The 20,925-nt window shown below is 69.2% G+C and carries 18 protein-coding genes and 1 pseudogene; 17 read left to right on the forward strand and 2 right to left on the reverse strand.

The features are described 5' to 3' along the window. Positions 1–47: 47 nt before the first annotated feature. From GPY60_RS07000 to GPY60_RS07030, 7 genes and pseudogenes are all read left to right on the forward strand, one after another. Positions 48–1,454, forward strand: a complete 1,407-nt coding sequence (locus tag GPY60_RS07000) for a fatty acid desaturase family protein (protein WP_156686915.1) — start codon at positions 48–50, stop codon at positions 1,452–1,454. 141 nt (positions 1,455–1,595) lie between these two features. Next, on the forward strand, positions 1,596–1,907 hold the full coding sequence (locus GPY60_RS07005) for a hypothetical protein (RefSeq protein WP_156686916.1): 312 nt from the start codon (positions 1,596–1,598) through the stop codon (positions 1,905–1,907). Between the two features lie 23 nt (positions 1,908–1,930). After that, positions 1,931–3,482, forward strand: a pseudogene (locus GPY60_RS07010) (class I adenylate-forming enzyme family protein). Beyond that, a complete protein-coding gene (locus GPY60_RS07015; protein WP_197283573.1) occupies positions 3,469–4,242 on the forward strand; it encodes a class II aldolase/adducin family protein in 774 nt (257 codons plus the stop codon). The pseudogene GPY60_RS07010 and the gene GPY60_RS07015 overlap by 14 nt, the downstream one beginning before the upstream one ends. Next, the gene (locus GPY60_RS07020; protein ID WP_156686917.1) at positions 4,239–5,507 is read left to right on the forward strand and encodes an amidohydrolase family protein; all 1,269 of its coding nucleotides are present in this window, start codon (positions 4,239–4,241) and stop codon (positions 5,505–5,507) included. The genes GPY60_RS07015 and GPY60_RS07020 overlap by 4 nt, the downstream gene beginning before the upstream one ends. Positions 5,508–5,630: 123 nt before the next feature. Further along, the gene (locus GPY60_RS07025) at positions 5,631–6,803 is read left to right on the forward strand and encodes a serine/threonine-protein kinase (RefSeq protein WP_156686918.1); all 1,173 of its coding nucleotides are present in this window, start codon (positions 5,631–5,633) and stop codon (positions 6,801–6,803) included. Positions 6,804–7,020: 217 nt separating this feature from the next. Next, positions 7,021–7,977: an alpha/beta fold hydrolase gene (locus GPY60_RS07030; protein WP_156686919.1), complete on the forward strand. Its 957-nt coding sequence runs from the start codon at positions 7,021–7,023 to the stop codon at positions 7,975–7,977. Positions 7,978–7,982: 5 nt separating this feature from the next. Here GPY60_RS07030 and GPY60_RS07035 read toward each other — a convergent pair whose 3' ends face one another. Then, positions 7,983–9,062, reverse strand: a complete 1,080-nt coding sequence (locus tag GPY60_RS07035; RefSeq protein ID WP_156686920.1) for an FHA domain-containing protein — start codon at positions 9,060–9,062, stop codon at positions 7,983–7,985. 353 nt (positions 9,063–9,415) lie between these two features. On the opposite strand from GPY60_RS07035, the gene GPY60_RS07040 reads away from it, so the two are divergent. Beyond that, complete coding sequence (locus tag GPY60_RS07040; RefSeq protein WP_156686921.1) at positions 9,416–9,640, forward strand: hypothetical protein; 225 nt, start codon at positions 9,416–9,418, stop codon at positions 9,638–9,640. A 16-nt stretch (positions 9,641–9,656) separates the two neighbouring features. On the opposite strand, the gene GPY60_RS07045 is transcribed toward GPY60_RS07040, so the two are convergent. Next, positions 9,657–10,676 carry an NAD(P)H-dependent flavin oxidoreductase gene (locus tag GPY60_RS07045; protein WP_156686922.1) on the reverse strand — a complete coding sequence of 340 codons (1,020 nt, stop codon included), beginning with the start codon at positions 10,674–10,676 and terminating at the stop codon, positions 9,657–9,659. A gap of 132 nt (positions 10,677–10,808) precedes the next feature. On the opposite strand from GPY60_RS07045, the gene GPY60_RS07050 reads away from it, so the two are divergent. The 9 genes from GPY60_RS07050 (at position 10,809) to GPY60_RS07090 (ending at position 20,889) form a co-directional block, all read left to right on the forward strand. Further along, complete coding sequence (locus tag GPY60_RS07050; RefSeq protein ID WP_156686923.1) at positions 10,809–12,407, forward strand: arylsulfatase; 1,599 nt, start codon at positions 10,809–10,811, stop codon at positions 12,405–12,407. Positions 12,408–12,438: 31 nt separating this feature from the next. Beyond that, a complete protein-coding gene (locus GPY60_RS07055) occupies positions 12,439–13,428 on the forward strand; it encodes a Gfo/Idh/MocA family protein (protein ID WP_156686924.1) in 990 nt (329 codons plus the stop codon). A 133-nt stretch (positions 13,429–13,561) separates the two neighbouring features. Continuing rightward, on the forward strand, positions 13,562–13,807 hold the full coding sequence (locus GPY60_RS07060) for a hypothetical protein (protein WP_156686925.1): 246 nt from the start codon (positions 13,562–13,564) through the stop codon (positions 13,805–13,807). A gap of 55 nt (positions 13,808–13,862) precedes the next feature. Next, positions 13,863–14,540, forward strand: a complete 678-nt coding sequence (locus GPY60_RS07065) for a TetR/AcrR family transcriptional regulator (protein ID WP_156686926.1) — start codon at positions 13,863–13,865, stop codon at positions 14,538–14,540. Between the two features lie 215 nt (positions 14,541–14,755). After that, complete coding sequence (locus GPY60_RS07070; RefSeq protein WP_156686927.1) at positions 14,756–15,961, forward strand: cytochrome P450; 1,206 nt, start codon at positions 14,756–14,758, stop codon at positions 15,959–15,961. Continuing rightward, positions 15,958–16,794 (forward strand): mycofactocin-coupled SDR family oxidoreductase, encoded by an 837-nt coding sequence (locus tag GPY60_RS07075; RefSeq protein WP_156686928.1) that lies wholly within the window; start codon positions 15,958–15,960, stop codon positions 16,792–16,794. The genes GPY60_RS07070 and GPY60_RS07075 overlap by 4 nt, the downstream gene beginning before the upstream one ends. 18 nt (positions 16,795–16,812) lie before the next feature. Beyond that, on the forward strand, positions 16,813–17,784 hold the full coding sequence (locus tag GPY60_RS07080; RefSeq protein ID WP_156686929.1) for an enoyl-CoA hydratase/isomerase family protein: 972 nt from the start codon (positions 16,813–16,815) through the stop codon (positions 17,782–17,784). Between the two features lie 7 nt (positions 17,785–17,791). Next, positions 17,792–20,128, forward strand: coding sequence for a CaiB/BaiF CoA transferase family protein (locus GPY60_RS07085; protein ID WP_156686930.1), 2,337 nt, complete (start codon positions 17,792–17,794; stop codon positions 20,126–20,128). Then, positions 20,125–20,889 (forward strand): SDR family NAD(P)-dependent oxidoreductase, encoded by a 765-nt coding sequence (locus GPY60_RS07090; protein WP_156686931.1) that lies wholly within the window; start codon positions 20,125–20,127, stop codon positions 20,887–20,889. The genes GPY60_RS07085 and GPY60_RS07090 overlap by 4 nt, the downstream gene beginning before the upstream one ends. Positions 20,890–20,925 lie beyond the last annotated feature (36 nt).

Below are 20,925 nucleotides of genomic sequence, written 5' to 3' on the forward strand. Positions count from 1 at the left end.
AGAAAACTTTTGAGGCAAAGAGAACTTGGGATCGAAAGGAGTGGCTCGTGACGACTGCCGTCAAGCGGGGTGTGGAGAGCCCACTGGCCCGACTGGGGGAACAAGAGCTCGAAAAACTGGCGAAGGAATTCGACGCCATTCACGACGACGTGTTCGCCGACCTCGGCGACCGCGACCGGCGCTACATCAAGAACGTCATTGCGGCGCAGCGGCAGATCGTCGTCCTCGGCCGGGTCCTGCTGCTGGCGTCCCGCTCGAAGACGGCGTGGCTGCTGGGCACCGCCTGCCTGTCGATGGCCAAGATCCTGGAGAACATGGAGATCGGCCACAACGTCATGCACGGCCAATGGGATTGGATGAACGACCCCGACATCCACTCGTCGGTGTGGGACTGGGACACCGCGTCGACCGCGGAATCGTGGAAGCACTCGCACAACTACATCCACCACACCTTCACCAACATCCTCGGCAAGGACAAGGATCTCGGCTACGAGATCATGCGCATCGACCCCAACCAGAAGTGGGCGCCCCGATACCTGGGCCAGCCGATCTACAACTTCTTGCTCACGCTGCTGTTCGAGTGGGGGGTGGCGGTCCACGACATGGACATCGATGCCATCCGCAAGCGCGAGAAGCCGTGGTCGGAGGTCCGAAAAGACCTGCGGGGCATCGGGGTGAAGGCGCGCGCCCAGATCTACAAGGACTACCTGGGCTGGCCCGCGATCAGCGCCGGCGCATTCGGACTCACACAGCTGGCGCTGCGCGGCCGGCTCGAACAGCCCAAGCGGTCCCGGCTGGGTAACAGGCTGCGCCGGGTGTCCAACAAGGGCCGCGTCGGCGCTGCAGCTTCCTTCCTCGACAAGGTGGCGCCGGGTGTGGAGAGCACGTACCTGCGCACCCTCGCCGCCGACGCGGTGGCCAACGTCATCCGCAACATCTGGGCCCACGCCATCATCTTCTGCGGCCACTTCCCGGACCAGACCTACACGTTCACGGAGGAAGAGACCGAGAACGAGACCCGGGGCGGCTGGTACGTGCGCCAATTGCTCGGCGCCGCGAACATCGAGGGCAGCCCGCTGTTCCACATCATCAGCGGCAACCTCGGCTACCAGGTCGAGCATCACCTGTACCCGGACATGCCCAGCAGCCGGTACTCGGAGATCGCCCCGCAGGTCAAGGACATCTGCGACCGCTACGAGCTGCCCTACAACTCCGGTCCGTTCGGCAAGCAGTGGTTCATGGTGCACCGCAGCATCTTCCGCTTGGCGTTCCCGGGCGGGAAGCCGCGCCCCAAACCCGGCCCGTACCACAGCAACGTGCACCGGCCCGACCCCGAACGGCCCAGCGAGGGCACCCAATCGCGGGACCGCGTGCCGGCCGAGCATCCGGCCGCCGGGCCCGAGCATGATTCCGGCGGGGTCAACGTGCAGCCACCCCCGCGCGGCAAGGACTGAACCCGGCTCACCGCGCCCGAGCGAGGGCTCACCTTCGGCGTCAACCGCCACGGCTCGGCGCGGAACCGGTTTCTATGAATTTCCCCGGGGTTGGGGGCGGCGACATGCGCGTTCCCGGTACGGCTCAGTACAGTTGACGGCGTGACGAGTCCACGGATGCGCAAGACCGCCGCCTGGTGCGGTGGCGCGGCCGCGCTCGTTTCGCTGGTCGGCCTGCCGTTCGAGGGTGCGACGCCCGCGGCGAAGGCCGCGTCGTCGATCGTCGCGCCCGCGCCGGCCCCTCCCGGGGAACCGGGCGGAGCCCTGCCGGTACACCCCGCCGGTGGCGGTGGCTGCGTCATCGGCCTCAACTGCGGGTGCATCGCGAACATCACCTGTCCCAAGCCGCCTCGCCACCCGCCGGTCGCCGGGGCCAAGCAACCCGATCCCTCGCCCGCCCCGCACACTCCCTAGGTGCGCTTGCCTATCATCTGGTGATGAGCGCCGGCGGCCTGGACACCGTAGGCTCGCCGGCATTCTCCGATGAGGACGTCGCCCGCTTCTACGCCGAGGGTTGGTGGGCCACATCCACGCTGTCGGACGCGGTGCGCCGCAACGCCCGACGGGCACCGGACCGCACCGCCTACGCCGACTGCCCCGGGATGTCGCTGACGTGGTCCGAATTCGATTCGGCGACAGACGGTCTGGCGGCTCAGCTCGCCGGCGCGGGCGTGCTCCGCGGGGACCGGGTGGCGGTGTGGCACCGCGACTCCGCCGCCATCCACGTGTTGCTCGTCGCGATCGAACGGTGCGGCGCCGTCGCCGTCGGGCTGGGCGTCCGCGCCGGCACCCGGGAGGTCGCCGCGATATTGCGCAATGCGCGACCGAGATACCTGATCGCCGACGAACAACGCGGCGCCGCTGCGGCCGTGGCCGCGGCGGAGGTGGCCGACGACTCTCCGCCGATCACCCTGACCCTCGACCACGACGACAAGGGCCTGTCGCTCAACGTGGACACGGCGCCCAGGAAACCGGACCCCAAGGCCCGACTGGGACCGGACGACGTGTTCCTCATCAACTCGACTTCCGGCACGACCGGCCTGCCCAAGTGCGTCGTGCACACCCAGAACCGTTGGCATTACTTCCATCAGAAGGCGGTCGCCAACGGGATGCTGACCGCGGACGACGTCTTCCTGCCGGTGATCCCCACGCCGTTCGGCTTCGGGCTCTGGACGAGCCACACCACGCCGATCCACCTCGGCGCCGCCTCGGTGCTCGTCGAGAAGTTCACCGCGCGGGCGGCCTGCGCGGCCATCGCACTACACCGGGTCACCGTATTGTGTTGTGTGAGCACGCAATTGACCATGATCATGGCCGACCCGGCCTGTCGCGACTACGACCTCAGCTCGCTGCGTGTCGTCTTCACGGGAGGCGAGGCCCTGCCGTACCGGCCCGCCGCCGCCTTCGAGGACCTCACCGGCGCGCGCATCCTGCAGTTCTATGGCTCCAACGAGACCGGGATGCTGAGCGCCACCACGCTCGACGACCCGCGGGAACGACGCCTGCGCACCGGCGGCCGGCTCGTCCCCGAGATGGCGGTCCGGCTCTTCGACGGCGACCGGGACGTGACCGACAGCGGGCGGGGGCAGCCGGCCTGCCGCGGCCCGGCGACCAGCCTCGGATACCTCGGGGGCACCGACCACGACAAGCTGTTCACCCCGGACGGCTGGATGCGCATGGGCGACATCTGCGAGATCGACGGTGACGGATACCTCACCGTCACGGGCCGCACGTCGGACTTCATCCTGCGCGGGGGCAAGAACATCAGCGCGAACCAGGTCGAAGACGCCGTGCTGACGCACCCCGCGGTTGGGGTCGCGGCGGCGGTCGCCATGCCCGATCCGGTGTTCGGGGAGAAGGTGTGCCTCTACGCCGAGCTTGTCGAGGGCCACACGCTCGACCTCCCCGCGCTCGTCAGGGGACAAGATCGCCAAAGGGCGACTCAGGGAGGATATTCGAGCGAGGATGGAGGCTCATGAACGTTCCTGAGGCGCGACGAGGCGGCGTGGAGGCGTGGGCGCCCTCCATCATGCCGCCGATCGGCGTGGAGCTGTCCGAGGAGCAGGCCCTTGCCGTGGCGTTCCGCCACCTGGCCGCGATCGGGTTCTCGGAAAACATGGCCGGCCACATCACCTGGCAGCCCGAAGGGCAGACGGACATGTTCGTCAATCCGTGGGGTCTGTGGTGGCAGGAGATCACCGCGTCGGACATCTGCGTGGTCGACAGCGACGCCCGCGTGGTCCGCGGCCGCTGGGATGTCACCCCCGCCATCCACATTCACACGGAACTGCACCGGGTGCGCGACGACGCCAGGGTCGTGATCCACAACCATCCGTACTACGTCTGCGTGCTCGCGGCGCTGGGCCGGCTACCCGAGCTTGTCCACCAGACCGGCTCGCTGTTCCTCGACGACCTCTGCCTGGTCGAGGAATACGACGGCGAGATCGACGGCCCAGACCGGGCGGCCGAGCTGGCGGCGCGCATCGGGGGGGCGAACCTGACGATCCTCGCCAACCACGGCGTCGTCGCCACCGGCCGCACCCTCGCCCAGGCCGTCTACCGGGCGGCGTCGATCGAGCGGGTGTGCAAGCTCGCCTACGACGTCATGCTCACCGGCAAGGCACCCGTCGCCATGAACTGGTCGGACATGGCGGGCATGCAGCGCTCGCTCATCGAACGGGCCGCCGACGTGTACTGGGCGGGCGCCGCGCGGATGACCATCAAGGCCGACCCGGGAGTGCTCGCGTGAAATCGATCGACGAGCTGGCGGGCAACCTCGGCTTCACCACAGCCAAGACGGGGGAGCAGCGCTCGGTCACCTTCCTGCCCGATCCACCACGGGCGCGGCGGCTGTACACCGTGATCTCCGTCGACGATCACATCGTCGAGCCGCCGGACACCTTCAGCGGGCGCGTCCCGGCTAGATTCGCCGACCGCGCGCCCCGGGTCGTCGAGACCGAAACGGGCGGCCAGACATGGGTTTACGACGGTCAACGCCTGCCCAACGTCGGGTTCAACGCGGTGGTCGGGCGGCCGGTGGCGGAATACGGGTTCGAGCCGGTCCGCTTCGAAGAGATGCGCCGCGGCGCGTGGGACATCCATGCGCGCGTCGAGGACATGAATCTCAACGGGATCTACGCCTCGCTGAACTTTCCCTCCTTCCTGCCCGGCTTCGCGGGTCAGCGGCTGCAACAGGTCACCACCGACCGCGACCTGGCATTGGCCTGCGTGCGCGCCTGGAACGACTGGCACCTCGAGGCCTGGGCGGGCCCGTACCCCGACCGGATCATCCCCTGCCAACTGCCCTGGCTGCTCGATCCCGAACTCGGCGCCGCGATGATCCGCGAGAACGCCGACCGCGGTTTCCGTGCCGTGACCTTCAGCGAGAATCCGGCCATGCTCGGGCTGCCCAGCATCCACTCGGGACACTGGGATCCCATCATGGCCGCCTGCGCGGAGACGGGCACAGTCGTCAACCTGCACATCGGCTCGTCGGGATCGTCGCCGTCCACCACCGACGACGCGCCACCGGACGTCCAGGGCGTCCTCTTCTTCGCCTACGCGATTTCGGCCGCGGTCGACTGGCTGTACTCCGGTCTGCCCTCCAGGTTTCCGGACCTCAAGATCTGCCTGTCGGAGGGCGGGATCGGCTGGGTGGCGGGGCTGCTCGATCGCCTCGACCACATGCTGAGCTATCACGCGATGTACGGGACCTGGCAGTCCCTCGGCGAGACCCTCACTCCCGCAGAGGTTTTCGTTCGCAACTTCTGGTTCTGTGCCGTGGAGGACAAATCGTCGTTCGTGCAGCGGGACCGCATCGGTGTGGACAACATCATGCTCGAGGCCGACTACCCGCACTGCGACTCGACCTGGCCGCACACGCAGCAGACGATTCACGAGCAGATCGGCGACCTGCCCGACGACGTCGTACGCAAGGTCACCTGGGAGAACGCGTCGCGGCTGTATCGCCACCCGGTGCCGGTCGAGGTCCAACGGGACCCGGACGCGTTCTGAGCTGCTGGCGCACGTCTTGCGCGTGCGTTTGATAGGCCCCGGAACGTGGGTAGTCGCCTACGGGCGCTTGCCCGCCTCTGGGCGCACCGAACGCCACGGGTGGTTGAAGAATTGACAGAGCGAATGAACACGACAGTGCTGCTGGGCGGCCGCTACGAGTTGCGCGGCAAGCTCGGCAGGGGCGGCATGGCCGAGGTGTTCGACGGCTGGGACACCCGCCTGGACCGTCCCGTCGCCATCAAGCTCCTGCACCCGGCCCTGAGCGGCGAGCCCGACGTCAGGAACCGTTTCGACGCCGAGGCGCGCGCCTGCGCGTCGCTGAACCACCCGAGCATCGTCGCGGTCTACGACAGCGGCGAGGACAACGGCACCCCGTTCATCGTGATGGAACGGTTGCCGGGGGCCACGCTGGCCGACCAGATCGCCCGCGGTCCGCTGCCACAGGAGCGCGTTCACGCCATGCTCGACAGCGTCCTGGCCGCGCTCACCGCGGCCCACGGCGCCGCCATCCTGCATCGCGACATCAAACCGGGCAACATCCTGCTCGGCGCCGACGGCGAGTCCATGAAGGTCGCGGACTTCGGGATTGCGAAGACCGCCGGCGCCGCCCACACGCTCACCGGGCAGATCGTCGGCACGATCGCCTACCTGAGCCCGCAGCGGCTCGCCGGGGCGCCCGCGAGCGTCGCCGACGACCTCTACGCCGTCGGCGTCGTCGGGTATGAGGCCCTGGCCGGGCACCGCCCGTTCCCGCAGGACAACATGGCCGCCCTCGCCAGCGCGATCTTCCACGGCCGGCCGATCCCGCTCGGCCACCTGCGACCCGACGTCGACCCCGCCCTGGTGGGCGTGATCGAACGGGCGATGGCGCCCGACGCCGGACTCCGGTTCACCGGCGCGGGCGAGATGCTGGCCGCGTTGCGCGGCCGTGGGTTCGCGCACCCGGTAGGGCCGCCCGTCGCAGCGCCGCCGCGACTGGCCACCAAGTTCCTGCCCGAGCCCCTGCCCCCGCCGGCGCCCGCAACCCCGGGCGTGCGCCACCGGCACAAGGTGCTCGCGGTGCTGGCGGTCCTCGCGACGCTGATCCTGGTCCCGCTGGCCCTGGCGCTCGACGCTGCGACCTCGCACGCGCCGAGCGGACCTGGGACCACCAGCACCGCGGTCCCGACGCCGGTGACCAGCTCGGCGCCCATGCCCGCCGTGAGCACCTCCGATCAACCGCCTCCGCCGCAGCAACCACCCGCGGGCCCGGCGCCCCACGGGCCCGGCAAAGGCAAGGGCAAGGGCAGGGGTTAGGCACCCAACCGCCCCCGCGATCTGCGGGTGCTAGAACATGCTGCGCCGCAGGGATTTAACCCTCGCGCATTCGGCCCGATCGGGCCGCTGAGCACAATGCGCACAAGCCTGAAAAAGCGCGTTGCGTGGCTATCGGGCACAAGCGCGCCGGCGCCCATCATCCGCCCGTAGCTTTCTGTTCGACGAGGTGCCGAGACCCACCGGACAGGAGCCAGCCGTGTTCACCCAGCCGAACGCCACCACGGGAGCCATCGCCCACCGCCCGACGGGGCGTCCCTATGTCGAGCGCACCGTCGTCGCCGATGACGGTGCGCGGCTGGCGGTCCGCGACTACGGCTCGGCGGGTCCGCGCGACCACACGGTGGTCCTGCTGCACGGGCTCTGCCTGACGCAGTCGAGTTGGGCGCTGCAGGTGCGTCACCTGGTGCGCCGGTATGGGAGCGGCGTGCGGATCGTCACCTACGACCACCGCGGCCACGGCCGCTCCACCGGCGCGGCGATGCAGACCTACCGAATCGACCGCCTCGCAGCCGATCTCGCCGATGTGCTGACGACGTTGCGGGTGCGCGGGCCGCTGACGCTGGCGGGGCACTCGATGGGCGGCATGACGGCGCTGGCCTACCTCGGGCGCCCCGCCGCGGATCGCCCCGTGGAACCGCAGGGTCTGGTACTCGTCGCCACCGCGGCCGGCCGCCTCCCGGAGCGAGGCCTCGGCCGCCTGCTGGGAACCCCCGCCACGGGAATGGTTTTCGACCTCGTCAACAACCTGCCCCGCCGCCTGACGGAGCAGACCGTCAACGGCGTCGCGCGGCCGGTGTACCAAGGCATCGCCCGGTACTCCGGCGCGCAACGCGCCAGTGCCGCGGCGGTCACCCAGTCGGCCATCCACACCATTTCGCTGTCGACCGCCGCCGGCTTCCTGCCCAGCCTCAAGCAATACGACGAGTACCGGGCGCTCGCGTCGATCTCGGCCAACACCATCGTCATCAGCGGGGGAGCGGACAGGACCACGCCCGTCGACCACGCGCGCGACCTGGCCGCGGCGATCCCGGGTGCCACGCATCTGCACCGGCCCACCGCCGGGCACATGCTGCTGGAAGAGGACGCGGGCTGCGTCAGCGACGCCATCGACCGCGTCATGGCCGCGCGCCACGTGGCCACGGCGGCGAGCTGAGCCCCTCAGCGCCGCGTCAGGGAACCCAGCGCCGCCGTCAGTGCGGCGACGGTGTCGGCGTCCAGCGGTACCTCGGCTTCCACCGCGGCGATCGCTTCGACCGGCACACCCGCCGCGTTGGCCAGTTCCTCGGCGGTGAGTTCGGCGCGGTAACGGGCGGCGTACAGGCGCTGGCCGAGGGTGGCCCCGGGCGCGCGCGCCGCGCGCAGCATCAGGTCCTTGTAACTGCGCCGGACGGCGCTCAGCACCAGGGCGACCTCGGGCGCCCCCTTGGCGCTCCTAGCGGCTCCCGCGGCCACCCCCTCGAGCTTCCGGAGGTCGGCGAGGATGCCGGTGGCTCGCCGGCCGAACTCGGGGTCGGAGGCCTCGGGCAGCGATTCGATCGCGGTCGTGATCGTGGTCAGAGCCACCTCGACGGCCTCGGCGAGCAGCGGCGCGCGCACCGTGTTCGTCATCACCACGGTGTCCTCGTTGCCGGCGTCGGGTTGCTCGCGCCGCAGGCGGGCGATGGTTCCGTGCGGCCATTGCAGCGCGTCCTCGAGCCGCGCCAATGTGGCCTTGCGCGGCCACCGCCGGCCCTTCTCGAAGTCGATCAGGGCGCCCGCGTTGACGATTCCGCTGCGCGCCAGGTAGCGCTGTGTCAGCTTCAACTCCTCGCGGCGGGCCGCCACCGCCGCGCCCGCCCGCGCGATGCCGGCGTCGACGGTGTCGAGCGTGCGTTCGCTGTCGTCGTCGTCGGACGCGCCGGCCGCGGGTTCGGGACGTTCGGGTGCGCCGAACGCGAAAGCCACCGGGATGCCCTGCGGGTTCCCCAGATGGATCGTCGTCCCGTCCCGGATCGGGATCACGGACTGACGAACGCCGTCGAGGTAAATGCCGTTGCGGCTCTGATCGACGGCGACCCAGCCGTTCGGCGTGCAGTCCAGGCGCACGTGCGTGCGCGAGATGCGATCGTCCGCGACGCGCACCTGAGCGGGAAATTCCCGGCCGATGGTGATCGGCGCATCGCTGTCGCGCGCGGTGTAGGTCTGGGCGCCGACGCGAATGGTCAGCGACGGCTGCCGGTAGCCGCCCGTGCTTTCCATCGATCACGCTCCCACGTTGCTCGCCACGCTGCTACGCAACGCTAACATGCGCGGCGCCGGTTTCCGTGGCACCACGCTTCGCCTTCGCGCGCGGGCGGTTCCGCCATCCGACGCCGCTGAGCTGGTGCGACGCGGCATCGCCCGGCTTGGTCTCGCCGCGGGTGGCCACCCTGCGCCACGCCTTTGTACCCGCGTCTGGCGTAGCACCGCGGGACCGACGGGTACGGAATGTTATGTGTTTGCAAACTTCTTCCCCGTTTCGCTGCAGAATCCGGTGCGGCTCGATAGCGTCGATCCGCCAGCAAAATGCTGGCCGTCGCCCCGCGAAGGGCGGACCGAACGGGAGGTTGGTCGTGAGGAAGTTAATTGCCGCTGGGGCCCTTGCGTTTTGCGGGCTCATCACCACCGGGGTGGGCACGAGCTACGCCGACGAAGTTCAGGTCGAGGGCAACTATTCGACCGAGGCCGCGTGCAACGTCGACGGCCCGCACGTCGAGGTGGACCACCCCGGGCACTTCACTCACTACCAGTGCGTCCAGCACTCCGACGGGCTCTGGTACCTCTACCTCAGCAATTAGTCCTCGCGCCGAGCGGTCACAGGTCGGAGGCAAGCCGGCGCAGGATGTCGGCCGCCGGTTCTGCGGTCGCGTGCCGGTAGCCGGTACCCGCCCATAGGTGGACGTAGTCGGGCCTGCCCGCGGCCGCGGCCGCCTTGCGCAGCGGGCTGGTCAGGTAATGGATGGCGGGGTAGCCCAGCGGCGCCTGCGCCTCGTGGGCGTCGATGAAGGCGTTGCGCAGGCCGCGCGCCGGGCGGCCGGTGAAGGCGCGGGTGATGACCGTCTCGGTGTAGGCGGGATCGGTGAGGGCCGCCTGGTGGGTGGCCGACGCCCCGCTTTCGGTGGCGCGCAGCAGCACGGTTCCCACCGCGGCGGCCGCGGCGCCCGCCCGGATCACCTCCGCCACCGCCGCCGGGGTCGCCAGCCCGCCCGCGGCCAGGACGGGGAGCGGCACGGCCGCGACGATCCGTTGAACCAGTTCGGCGATGGGGACCGGGGTCAACGGCGCGCGGGGTGAAAGCGTGCCGGAGTGCCCGCCCGCGGTCGACGCCTGCACCGCGAGCATGTCGACGCCGGCGGCGTGGGCCCGCTCGGCCTCGTCGGGTGTCGTGACCGTTTGCACCACAACGGTTCCGGCCTTCTGCAGGGCGGTGATCACCTCGCGCGGCGGTATGCCGAAGGTGAACGACACCATCGGCACCGGGTCGTCGAGCAACAGCGTGATCTTCTCGTCGAACCGGTCCGTGTCGTCGATCGGCTCGGCGGGCAGCGTCAGCCCGAACTCGTCCGCGTCCCGCTGGACGATCGCGGCGTAGGCGCGGTAGGCGTCGCGGTCGACGGGCAGGGGATTGGGCGCGAAGACGTTGATCCCGAAGGGGATTCCCTCGGCGCGGACGGCCTTGATTTCGGCCTCGACGGCCTCGACGGCCTTGTAGCCGGCGGCGAGCATGCCGAGGGCGCCCGCCCGGGTGGCGGCCGAGACCATCGCGACGGTGGTGGGGCCGCCCGCCATCGGCGCCGCGACCAGAGGCATGGACATCCCGAACTGCTCCAGCATCGTCGCGCCCTTCCGCCCGCTGACATTTGGTGCTGCCCTCGACCATATCGGCGACGGGCCGGGCCGGATCAGTGAGATTCGCGATACCTCCGGCGTTCCCTGCCGGCACCGGACCTGACAGGATGCATCAGCGTGAAGCGGCCCAATTTTCTTGTGATCGTGGCGGACGACCTCGGGTTCTCGGACATCGGCGCGTTCGGCGGCGAGATCAACACCCCGAACCTGGACCGGGTGGCGTATTCCGGTATCCGGCTCACCGACTTCCATTCGGCCCCGGCCTGCTCGCCGACGCGCGCCATGCTGTTGACGGGGACCGACCACCACGTCGCCGGCATCGGCACGATGCTCGAGGTCGCGGCCCCGGGGTTCCGGGGCGCACCCGGCTACGAGGGGTATCTGAACGACCGGGTCGTCGCGCTGCCCGAGCTGTTGCGCGACGCCGGTTACCTGACGCTGATGTCGGGCAAGTGGCACCTGGGCCACACGATCGAAACCTCGCCCTGGGCAAGGGGATTCGAGCGCTCGTTCGCGCTCCTGCCGGCCGGCGCCAGCCATTACGGGGCCGAGGCGGGCGGCGGTTTCTCGCCCGTTCCGACCATGTACACCGAAGACGACCACTTCGTCACGATCGGCGGCGACTTCTATTCGTCGGACTCCTACACCGACACGCTCCTGCGCTACCTGCGTGAACGACCGGACGAGGACGACCGCCCGTTCTTCGCGTACCTGCCCTTCCAGGCGCCGCACTGGCCGCTGCAGGCGCCCCGGGAAACCATCGCCACCTACCGCGGCCGCTACGACGCCGGCCCGGACGCGTTGCGCGAGGAGCGGCTGGCGGCCCTCAAGCGGCTCGGCCTGTGCCCGGACGACGTCGAGCCGCACCCGGTGGTGGCCGACGGCGCGCCGGAGTGGGCCGACATGACGGCCGCCGAGCAGGCATGGTCCGCGCGCGCGATGGAGGTCTACGCCGCCATGGTCGACCGGATGGATCAGAACATCGGCCGGGTGCTCGACTACCTCACCGAAACCGGCGAGCTCGACAACACGGTCGTGATCTTCCTGTCGGACAACGGCGCCGAGGGCGCGATCGTCGAGGCGATGCCGTTGCGCGGCGCCGAGATCGCCGCGCGGATCGAAGAGCAATGCGACAACAGCCTGGACAATCTGGGCGGGCCGACCTCGTTCATCTGGTACGGCCCGCGCTGGGCGCAGGCCGCCACCGCGCCGTCGCGCCTGCACAAGGCGTTCACCACCGAAGGCGGCATCCGGGTGGTGGGTTTTGTGACATGGCCGGGCTTCGCGCGGCAGGGCGAGATCGGCACCGCCTTCACCACCGTCATGGACATCGCGCCGACCGTGCTCGAACTCGCCGGCGCACAGCATCCCGGCGCCGCCTACCGCGGCCGCGCCGTCGAGCCGATGCGTGGCCGCTCGCTGGTTGCCTACCTCTCCGGCGAGACCGAGGCCGTCCACGCCCCGGACTCCGGCACCGGATGGGAGCTGTTCGGGCGCAGGGCGATTCGCCAGGGTGACTGGAAAGCGCTCTACCTGCTCCCGCCCCACGGCCCGGGGACCTGGCAGCTCTACGACCTGTCGAGCGACCCGGGCGAGATCCACGACCTCGCGGCCGCGGAGCCCGACAAGCTGGCCGAACTGCTCGGGTTGTGGGAGAGCTACGTCAAGGAGAACGGCGTGCTCCTCGAACCCGTCTCGGTGTTCGACGCCACCTGATCACCGCGGTAGAGGTGCTAGCGTCGGGTCCGTGTCTGGCCAGCTGCGGATCGGCATCCTGGGCGCCGCCCGCATCGCCCCCCTCGCGGTCGTGCAACCGGCCGCCCACAACGACGAGGTCGTCGTCGCCGCGGTCGCCGCGCGCGATGTGTCGCGGGCGCGGGCCTTCGCCGCCAAGCACGGCGTCGAACGGGTGCACGACAGCTACGAGGCGCTGATCGCCGACCCCGACATCGACGCGGTGTACAACCCGCTGCCCAACGGCCTGCACGGCCGCTGGACCCGGGCCGCCGTCGCGGCGGGCAAGCACGTGCTGTGCGAGAAGCCCTTCACCGCCAACGCCGACGAAGCCCGCGACGTCGCGCAGTTCGTCGCCGAGTCGGATCGGGTCGTCATGGAGGCGTTCCACTACCGCTACCACCCGCTGACGCTGCGCGTCGAGGAGATCATCGCCTCGGGTGAGCTGGGCAGGCTGATGAGAGTCGAAGCGGCCATGTGCTTTCCGCTGCCGAAGTTCTCCGACATCCGCTACAACTTTGCCCTCGCCGGCGGCACGACCATGGACGCCGGCTGCTATGCGGTGCACATGGTCCGGACGTTCGGTGGCGCCACGCCCGAAGTGCTGTGGGCGCAGGCGAAGCTGCGCGACCGACAGATCGATCGGGCGATGACGGCCGAGGTCGTCTTCCCCGCCGGGCACACCGGCCGGATCCGGTGCTCGATGTGGTCGTCGCAGTTGCTGCGGATCAGCGCCCGGGTGGTGGGCGAACACGGTGAGGTTCGCGTCCTCAACCCGGTGCTTCCCTCGGCCGGCCACCGGCTGTCGGTGCACTCCGCCGACGGCCGCCGGGTGGAACGTTTCCCGCGGCGCACCACCTACGCCTATCAGCTCGACGCCTTCGCGGCGGCCGTGCTGCGCGCCGGGCCCGTCAAGACATCGCCCGGCGACGCGATCGAGAACATGACCGTCATCGACGCGATCTACCGCGCCGCCGGCCTTCCCCTCCGCAATCCGTCCTGACCGGCGCGCAAGTTTGGGATCGGGCGGCTCTGGGTAACCGTATTGACGAAAATCAAGGGGTCGCTTCGTCGGCCCTGAACGCACACCTGGGGGCACCGCCTCTGTTGAGCGGAGCCGAAAGGAGTCACAGCGAATGATGCTCAAGAAAATCGCAGGTAGCACCGTTGTCGCGGGCGCGCTGAGCGCCGCGGCCCTCGGACTGGGCGCCGGCATGGCGCAGGCGCATCCGGGCCCGTGGCCTCCCGTTCCGCCGGGCCCGCACGTCATCGACGACGGGCACTGGAACCCGCTGCCGCCCGGACAGGTCAAGCAGTTCTGCCCGTGGCAGTCGCCGCCCGGACACTGGATCGGCGGGCCGCACGGCGTGCCGTGCACCTAAGCTTTACGGCACTACGAACGTAGAGTAATCTGCGGGTCCGAGATCACGGACCCGTATGGACAGACGACGCAAGCCCAACCCCACGGAGCGCCGCCGCGACTTGTGTGACGCGGCTATCCGCCTCTTGGCGGACGACGGGGCCAAGGGCTTGAGTCATCTGAAGGTCGACCGCAGGGCGGGAGTGCCGGACGGGACGACGTCGTTCTATTTCCGCACCCGTTCGGCGCTCCTGCGCGCGGTGGCCGAACGGCTCGCCGAATTGGACCTTGCCGACCTGCAATCCGTGGCCGACAGCGCCCACGGGCGGTCGTCGCCGTCGCGGCTGTCGCAGGTGGTCATCCAGTCGGGCAGCGAGCCGCAGCTGTTTCGCACCAAGGCCCGTTACGAGCTGACCATGCAGGCCACCCGCGACCCGGCGCTGGCGGCGATTCTTCAGCAGGCCACCGACGGTTTCACCAAGCTGCACCGCGAGATCCTGGTGCAGCTGATGCCGCGCGGCGCGGAGCTCGAACCCGCCGTGGTGGATGACCTCAGCAACGTCACGCTGACGTTCATCAACGGCCTCCTGCTCCGCTTCGCCCACGGCGACCGCGTCGTCGATACTCCCGAGCAACTCGACGGAATCCTCACGGCCATGGCCACCGGCATCCTGAAAAATCCCGACCGGGGCCGCCTGACCCGCGAGAGCGGCTCCCGCCCGTCCCCGCGGCGCCGCTCGGCGGCCTCCGGCTGAGGACACATGCGCACCGGGTCTTGTCAGCGCCACCGCCGTATGGTTCTCTACAACAATAGAGTGAGCCGACGTCAACAGCCCCGGCCGCGTACGTGCCGAAGCGATGCAATTAAGTGGAGCGTAGAAATTGCCCGAGCCGAATTGCGCGCCGGCACAAGCGCACCGGGCCCACGGGCGCGTCGGTACCCGAATGCGACGGCCGTAGGAGGCATTTCGTGACGGCGAGCACCGACAGCCACATTCGATTCGACCCGTACGACGTCGACCTCATCGCCGACCCGTACCCCATGTTCAAGCGTCTGCGTGACGAGGCGCCGCTCTACTACAACGCCGAATACGACTTCTACGCGCTGAGCCGCTTCGCCGACGTGAACAAGGGGATCCTCGACAACGGCACTTACAGCTCCGCGCGGGGCGTGATCATGGAACTGATCAAGGCCAACCTCGAGATCCCTTCGGGCATGCTCATCTTCGAAGACCCGCCGATCCACGACGTGCACCGCAAGCTGCTGTCGCGCATGTTCACCCCCCGTAAGATCGCCGCGCTGGAGCCGATGATCCGCGACTTCTGCGCGCAATCGCTGGATCCATTGGTGGGTTCGGGGCGATTCGACTTCGTCACGGACCTGGGCGCGATCATGCCGATGAAGGTGATCAGCGCACTGCTCGGGATTCCGGAGGAAGATCAGGAGTACATCCGCGATCGCGGCAACGCCCAACTACGCACCGAGCCCGGCAAGCCGATGAGCGCCGCCGAGCACGGCTTGTCGGTGGGCGAACAGTTCGAGGCCTACATCGACTGGCGCGCCCAAAATCCCTCGGACGACATCATGACCGAATTGCTCAACGTCGAATTCGTCGACGAGACCGGGACGACACGGCGGCTGAGGCGCGAGGAGATCCTCGTGTACCTCAACGTGGTGGCCGGAGCGGGCAATGAGACCACCACGCGGCTGATCGGTTGGGCCGGCAAAGTTCTTGCGGAGCACCCCGACCAGCGTCGCGAACTCGTCGAGAACCCCGGCCTCATCCCGCAGGCAATCGAGGAGTTGCTCCGCTTCGAGCCGCCGGCGCCGCACATGGCACGCTATGTCACTCGTGACGTCAGCATCTATGACCAGACGGTGCCGGAGGGCAGCGTGATGCTGATGCTGATCGGCGCCGCTTGCCGCGACGAGCGGCAGTTCGGCCCCGACGCGGGCGAATTCAACATCCATCGCCCCTCGCGGCCGCACCTTACGTTCAGCGTGGGCGCCCACTTCTGCCTGGGTTCGGCGCTGGCCCGCCTGGAAGGCCGTGTCGCCCTTGAGGAAATCCTCAAGCGGTTCCCGGAGTGGGAGACCGACATGGCCAACGCCACCCTGAGCCCGACGTCGTCGGTGCGCGGCTGGGAAACTCTGCCCACCCTGGTGCCCAGATGACCGGCCGCGTGGCCGGCAAGGTCGCGTTCATCACCGGCGCCGCGCGCGGTCAGGGCCGCAGCCACGCCGTGCGGCTGGCCGAGGAGGGCGCCGACATCATCGCCGTCGACGTCTGCGGCCCGATCGAGCATCTCGCGTATCCCCACGCGACGCCGGAAGACCTGGCCGAGACGGCCGATCTGGTCAAGGCGTTGGACCGCCGCATCGTCACCGCTCAGGTCGATGTCCGCGACCACGAGGGGCTGAAGTCCGCGGTGGACGGCGGCGTCGAACAGTTGGGGCGGCTGGACATCGTCGTCGCGAATGCGGGTGTCGGCACCGACGGTCGCAAGCTGCACCGGATCAGCGAGGACGTCTGGCAGGACATGATCGACATCAACCTGACCGGCGTGTGGCACACGGTCAAAGCCGGCGTGCCGCACATTCTCTCCGGTGGCCGCGGCGGGTCGATCGTGCTCACCAGCTCGGTGGGCGGACGCAAGGCCTACCCGAACACCGGCCACTACATCGCGGCCAAGCACGGCGTCATCGGCGTCATGCGCGCCTTCGCCGTCGAACTGGGCCCGCACATGATCCGCGTCAATGCGGTGCTGCCCTCCCAGGTCAGCACGACGATGGTGATGAACGACCAGACGTACCGCCTGTTCCGGCCCGACCTGCCCAACCCGGGTCCGGACGACTTCGCACCCATCTCGCAGATGATGCACACGCTGCCGGTGCCGTGGGTGGAGCCCGTCGACATCAGCAACGCGGTCTTGTTCCTCGCCTCCGACGAATCCCGTTTCGTCACAGGCGTTTCGCTGCCCGTCGACGCGGGAGCATTGCTCAAGTGAGAGAAGTGGAGATAGCCCATGCCTGAGTTCGACTACGAGGAAATGAAAAATGAAGCCGAGCCGTTCATCAAGTTCGAGAAGGACAAGAAGAACCGCATCGCCTACATCACCTTCGACCGGCCCGACGCGCAGAACTCCGCCACGCTCGGAATGCGGCAGAACTACGCCGACCTGATCCACAAGTGCAACGTGGACGACGACGTCAAGGTCGTCGTGATCCGCGGGGAGGGTGAGGACTTCGGCAGCGGCGGTGACCTGCCCGAGCAGCGCGGCATGATCGAGAACCCCGGCATGCCGCTGCTGCACGAACTGGCGATCAACGACGACGACGTGACGTACCCGCCGGGCGGTTCGTACCGCTACCTGTCCACCGTCACGGACTTCTACGCCAAGGCCCGCGCCGGCTGCCGTCCGCTGCAGGAACTGCGGAAGGTCAGCATCATCGAGGCCAAGGGGTATTGCTACGGCTGGCACTTCTATCAGGCGGGCGACGCCGACCTGGTGGTGTCCTCCGACGACGCGCTGTTCGGCCACCCGGCCTTCCGCTACGTCGGCTGGGGGCCGCGCCTGTGGTGGTGGGCCGAGACCATGGGCCTGCGCAAGTTCTCCGAAATGCTGTTCACCGGGCGGCCTTTCACCGCGAAAGAGATGTACGAGTGCGGATTCGTCAACAGCGTGGTCCCGCGGGAGAAGCTCGAGGAGGAGACGCTGAAGTACGCGATGGCGTGCTCGCGCTCCCGGCCCACCGACACCGTGGCGGTCCAGAAGACCTTCCTGGAGCTCTACAAGCAGCACAAGGGCGAGTATTTCGGCAGCCTGCTCACCGGGATGGTCGAAGGCATGCTGCCGCTGATCAGCAACGACCGGGACAACGAGGTCGACCTCACCGGGGGAACCTTCGAAAAGGGCCTCAACAACGTGGTCAAGGACAACGACCTCAATTTCCCGCCGGAATGGCGCCTGAGCCGCTCGGGCCGCAACAAGCCGTGATGCCGGCATGTCGGCGCTGACGGGAATCAGGATCGTCGAACTCGCGGAGTCGGTCGCAGGAGAGTACTGCGGGAAGCTGTTGGCCGACTTCGGCGCCGAGGTCATCAAGGTCGAAGCGCCCGGGCGGGGCAGCCCCACCCGGGCGATGGCGCCGGTCCTTGCCGACGGTCCCGACGGCAGCGGGCTGTTCGCCTACCTCAACACCAACAAGCGGTCGGTCGTCGTCGATCCGGCGTCGGACCTCGAGCGTCTGATCGCTTCCGCTGATGCGGTGATTTACGACCGCGCGACGTATCCGATCGAGCGGCACCCCGGCGTTGTCTTCTGCTCGATCACCCCCTACGGCGCGCAGGTGGCGGCGGATTCCGACAACGCGCGCAGCCTCAACGTTTTTCACGCGAGCGGGTGGGGATACCACACCCCGAGCCACTCCGACCCCGACAAGCCGCCGCTGCAGGGCCCGGGGCGATTCCTCAGCGACTACGAGGCCGGGCTGGAGGCCGCGCTGTGCGTGGCATCGTCGTTGTTCGGGAGGCTGCACAACGGTCGGGGTGAGGACATCGACATCTCGCAGCACGCCGTGCTGGTCTCCCGGGCCGACTGTATCGTCGGACGCTTCATCACCGGCGAGGTCGAGGCGACGGGTGCCCGCAATGACTACGACCAGGCCGGCCCGGCGGCGTTCTTCGCCTGCGCCGACGGCTTCGTCTACCTCTACATGACCAGCCGCGCCCACTGGCTCGCCCTGAAACAGCTGATGCAGCAGCCAGATTGGCTGGACGCCTTTGAGGACGACTGGCTGGAGTTCGCCGTCACTCCCGACAAGGTCGCCACCTTTCGGCGCGGATTCGCCGAGTGGGTTCGCGGGCTCGACAAAGACGCCGCGGCGGACCGTGCCCAGCGCCTGGGAGTTCCGCTGGTTCCGGTCAACACGGCGGCCGATCTGCACGACTCCACGCAGTATCGTCACCGCGGCTTCTTCCAGTCGGTGCGCCACCCCGTGCTCGGCGACGCGCAATATCCCACCGTGCCCTACACGCTCAGCGCCTCACCCGCCCGTATCACCTCCGCCGCACCGAGTCTGGGACAGGACACCGACTCGGTGCTCCTTCGCCTCGGCAGCCCGCGGCCCCCGTTGACGGCACGCTCGGCTCAACTCAAGCCGCCCGCGACGCCGCGGGGAGGGCCGCTGCAGGGCGTCCGGGTCGTCGAGCTGACCAAGGTGTGGGCCGGCCCGTACGCCGGCAAGCTGCTGGCGATGCTGGGCGCCGAGGTCATCAAGGTCGAATCCGCCTCCAGCCCCGAGGAGATGCGCGCCTACGGCGGCACAGACATCAACCACGCGCCGTACTTCCTGAGCATCAACCCGGAGATCCTCAGCGTCGACCTCGACATCAAGTCCAGCGACGGCATGGCACGGCTACGCGAGCTCATCGGCCGCAGCGACGTGGTGATCAACAACCTCCGCCCGGGCGCGATGGAGCGTCAGGGCCTCGGCTATGACGCGCTCGCGTCGATCAAGCCCGACATCATCTCCGTGTCGATCAAGATGTGGGGCAACGACGGACCCCTGGGGCACCAAACGGGTTATGCGCCTTGCTTTGCCGCGCTGGCCGGGCTCGCGTCGCTCGTCGGTTACCCCGGCGGCCCGCCGCTCGGGATGAGCATGCGGTACGGGGATTCCACGGTCGGGGCGGCCGCCGCCTATGCCTCCGTGGTCGCCCTGCTGCACCGGGACCTCACCGGCGTCGGGCAATTCGTCGATGTGTCGGCCGTCGAGACGCTCTCGTCGATGATCGGCGACCGCCTGTTCGAATACAGTCTGACCGGGAAGCCCCTCGCCCCTGAGGGGAATCGTCACCCCGACCTGTGCCCCCACGGGTGCTACCCCTGCGCGGACTCCTCCTGGATCGCCATCGCCGTGGCCGGCGATGCCGAGTGGCGACGCCTGTGCGACGTTCTCGGGGCCGCGACGCTGGCCGGTGACCCGCGCTACGCCACCATCGGGGAGCGGCGCCGTCACGCCGAGATGCTCGACGACGACTTGGCGCAGCTGACCCGGGTTCACGACGCCGAGGGCCTCGCGCAGCAGCTGCGGCTGGCCGGCGTGCCCGCGACCAAGAGCGCCACGGCGATCGACGTGATCGGCGACCAATGGTTGTGGGACCGCGGGTTGTACCGCTTCGTCAGCGACCACCGCGAGGGCCAGCGTCCCATCATCGGCCCGTCCTGGCGGGTGGCGCGCGACCCGGCCCGGATCGACCGGGGCGCACCGGATTTGGGTGAGCACACCGACTACGTGCTTGGGAAGATCCTGGAGTCGGTGATTGGGGGCGGGCCGTGACGGCACCATTGGCGGACACCGTGGCGCTCGTCACCGGCGCCAGCAGCGGCATCGGCGCGGCGACGGCGGTGGCGCTCGCTTCTCAAGGGGCCGCGGTGGCCCTGCTCGCCCGCCGCGCCGACCGGCTCGCCGGCGTGCGGGCCGAGATCCAATCATCCGGCGGGACAGCGCTTGCCGTCCCCGCCGACGTAACCGACGCCGAGCAGGTGGCCACCGCCGTGGCGCGGACCGTGGCCGAGCTGGGACGCCTCGACACCCTGGTGAACAACGCCGGCCTCATGCAATCCGGACCCGCCACCGAGGCGCGCCTGCAGGACTGGGACGCCATGGTCGCGGTCAACGTGCAGGGCGTCCTCTACGCCACCCGGGCCGCCCTGCCGCACCTGATCGACGCCGCCTCCGATTCACCGCGCGGGGTTGCGGACCTGGTCACGATCAGTTCGACCGCCGGCTGGGTGGCCCGCCCGGGGACGGCCGTCTACTCGCTGACGAAGTTCGGCATCAATGCCTTCTCCGAAGGCATCCGGCAGGAGGTGCTGGGCAAGCGGGTCCGCGTCGGTGTCGTCGGTCCGGGAACGGTCGACACCGAGATCTTCAGCTTGTTGGCGCCGGAGGCGCGCGAGGCCGTCGAACGACAGACGGCCGGCATGGTCAAGCTGCGCCCCGAGGACATCGCCGACGCGGTGGTGTACATGGTGACCCGCGACCGCCGGGTCGCCGTCAACCACATGCTGGTGCGCGCGGCCGAACAGACGTGGTGACCGGCCGGTGGGCGCGCGGCGACCGGTTCGGTCTGG

This window comes from Mycobacterium sp. Marseille-P9652, from assembly GCF_902652685.1.
GTDB lineage: Bacteria > Actinomycetota > Actinomycetes > Mycobacteriales > Mycobacteriaceae > Mycobacterium.

Excerpts from the sequence above, each read along its gene's own strand:
- GPY60_RS07025 (WP_156686918.1), top strand. The coding sequence starts at position 5,631 with ATGAACACGACAGTGCTGCTGGGCGGCCGCTACGAGTTGCGCGGCAAG.
- GPY60_RS07075 (WP_156686928.1), top strand. The coding sequence starts at position 15,958 with ATGACCGGCCGCGTGGCCGGCAAGGTCGCGTTCATCACCGGCGCCGCG.
- GPY60_RS07045 (WP_156686922.1), bottom strand. The coding sequence starts at position 10,676 with ATGCTGGAGCAGTTCGGGATGTCCATGCCTCTGGTCGCGGCGCCGATG.
- GPY60_RS07035 (WP_156686920.1), bottom strand. The coding sequence starts at position 9,062 with ATGGAAAGCACGGGCGGCTACCGGCAGCCGTCGCTGACCATTCGCGTC.
- GPY60_RS07065 (WP_156686926.1), top strand. The coding sequence starts at position 13,863 with ATGGACAGACGACGCAAGCCCAACCCCACGGAGCGCCGCCGCGACTTG.
- GPY60_RS07080 (WP_156686929.1), top strand. The coding sequence starts at position 16,813 with ATGCCTGAGTTCGACTACGAGGAAATGAAAAATGAAGCCGAGCCGTTC.
- GPY60_RS07015 (WP_197283573.1), top strand. The coding sequence starts at position 3,469 with ATGAACGTTCCTGAGGCGCGACGAGGCGGCGTGGAGGCGTGGGCGCCC.
- GPY60_RS07060 (WP_156686925.1), top strand. The coding sequence starts at position 13,562 with ATGATGCTCAAGAAAATCGCAGGTAGCACCGTTGTCGCGGGCGCGCTG.
- GPY60_RS07085 (WP_156686930.1), top strand. The coding sequence starts at position 17,792 with ATGTCGGCGCTGACGGGAATCAGGATCGTCGAACTCGCGGAGTCGGTC.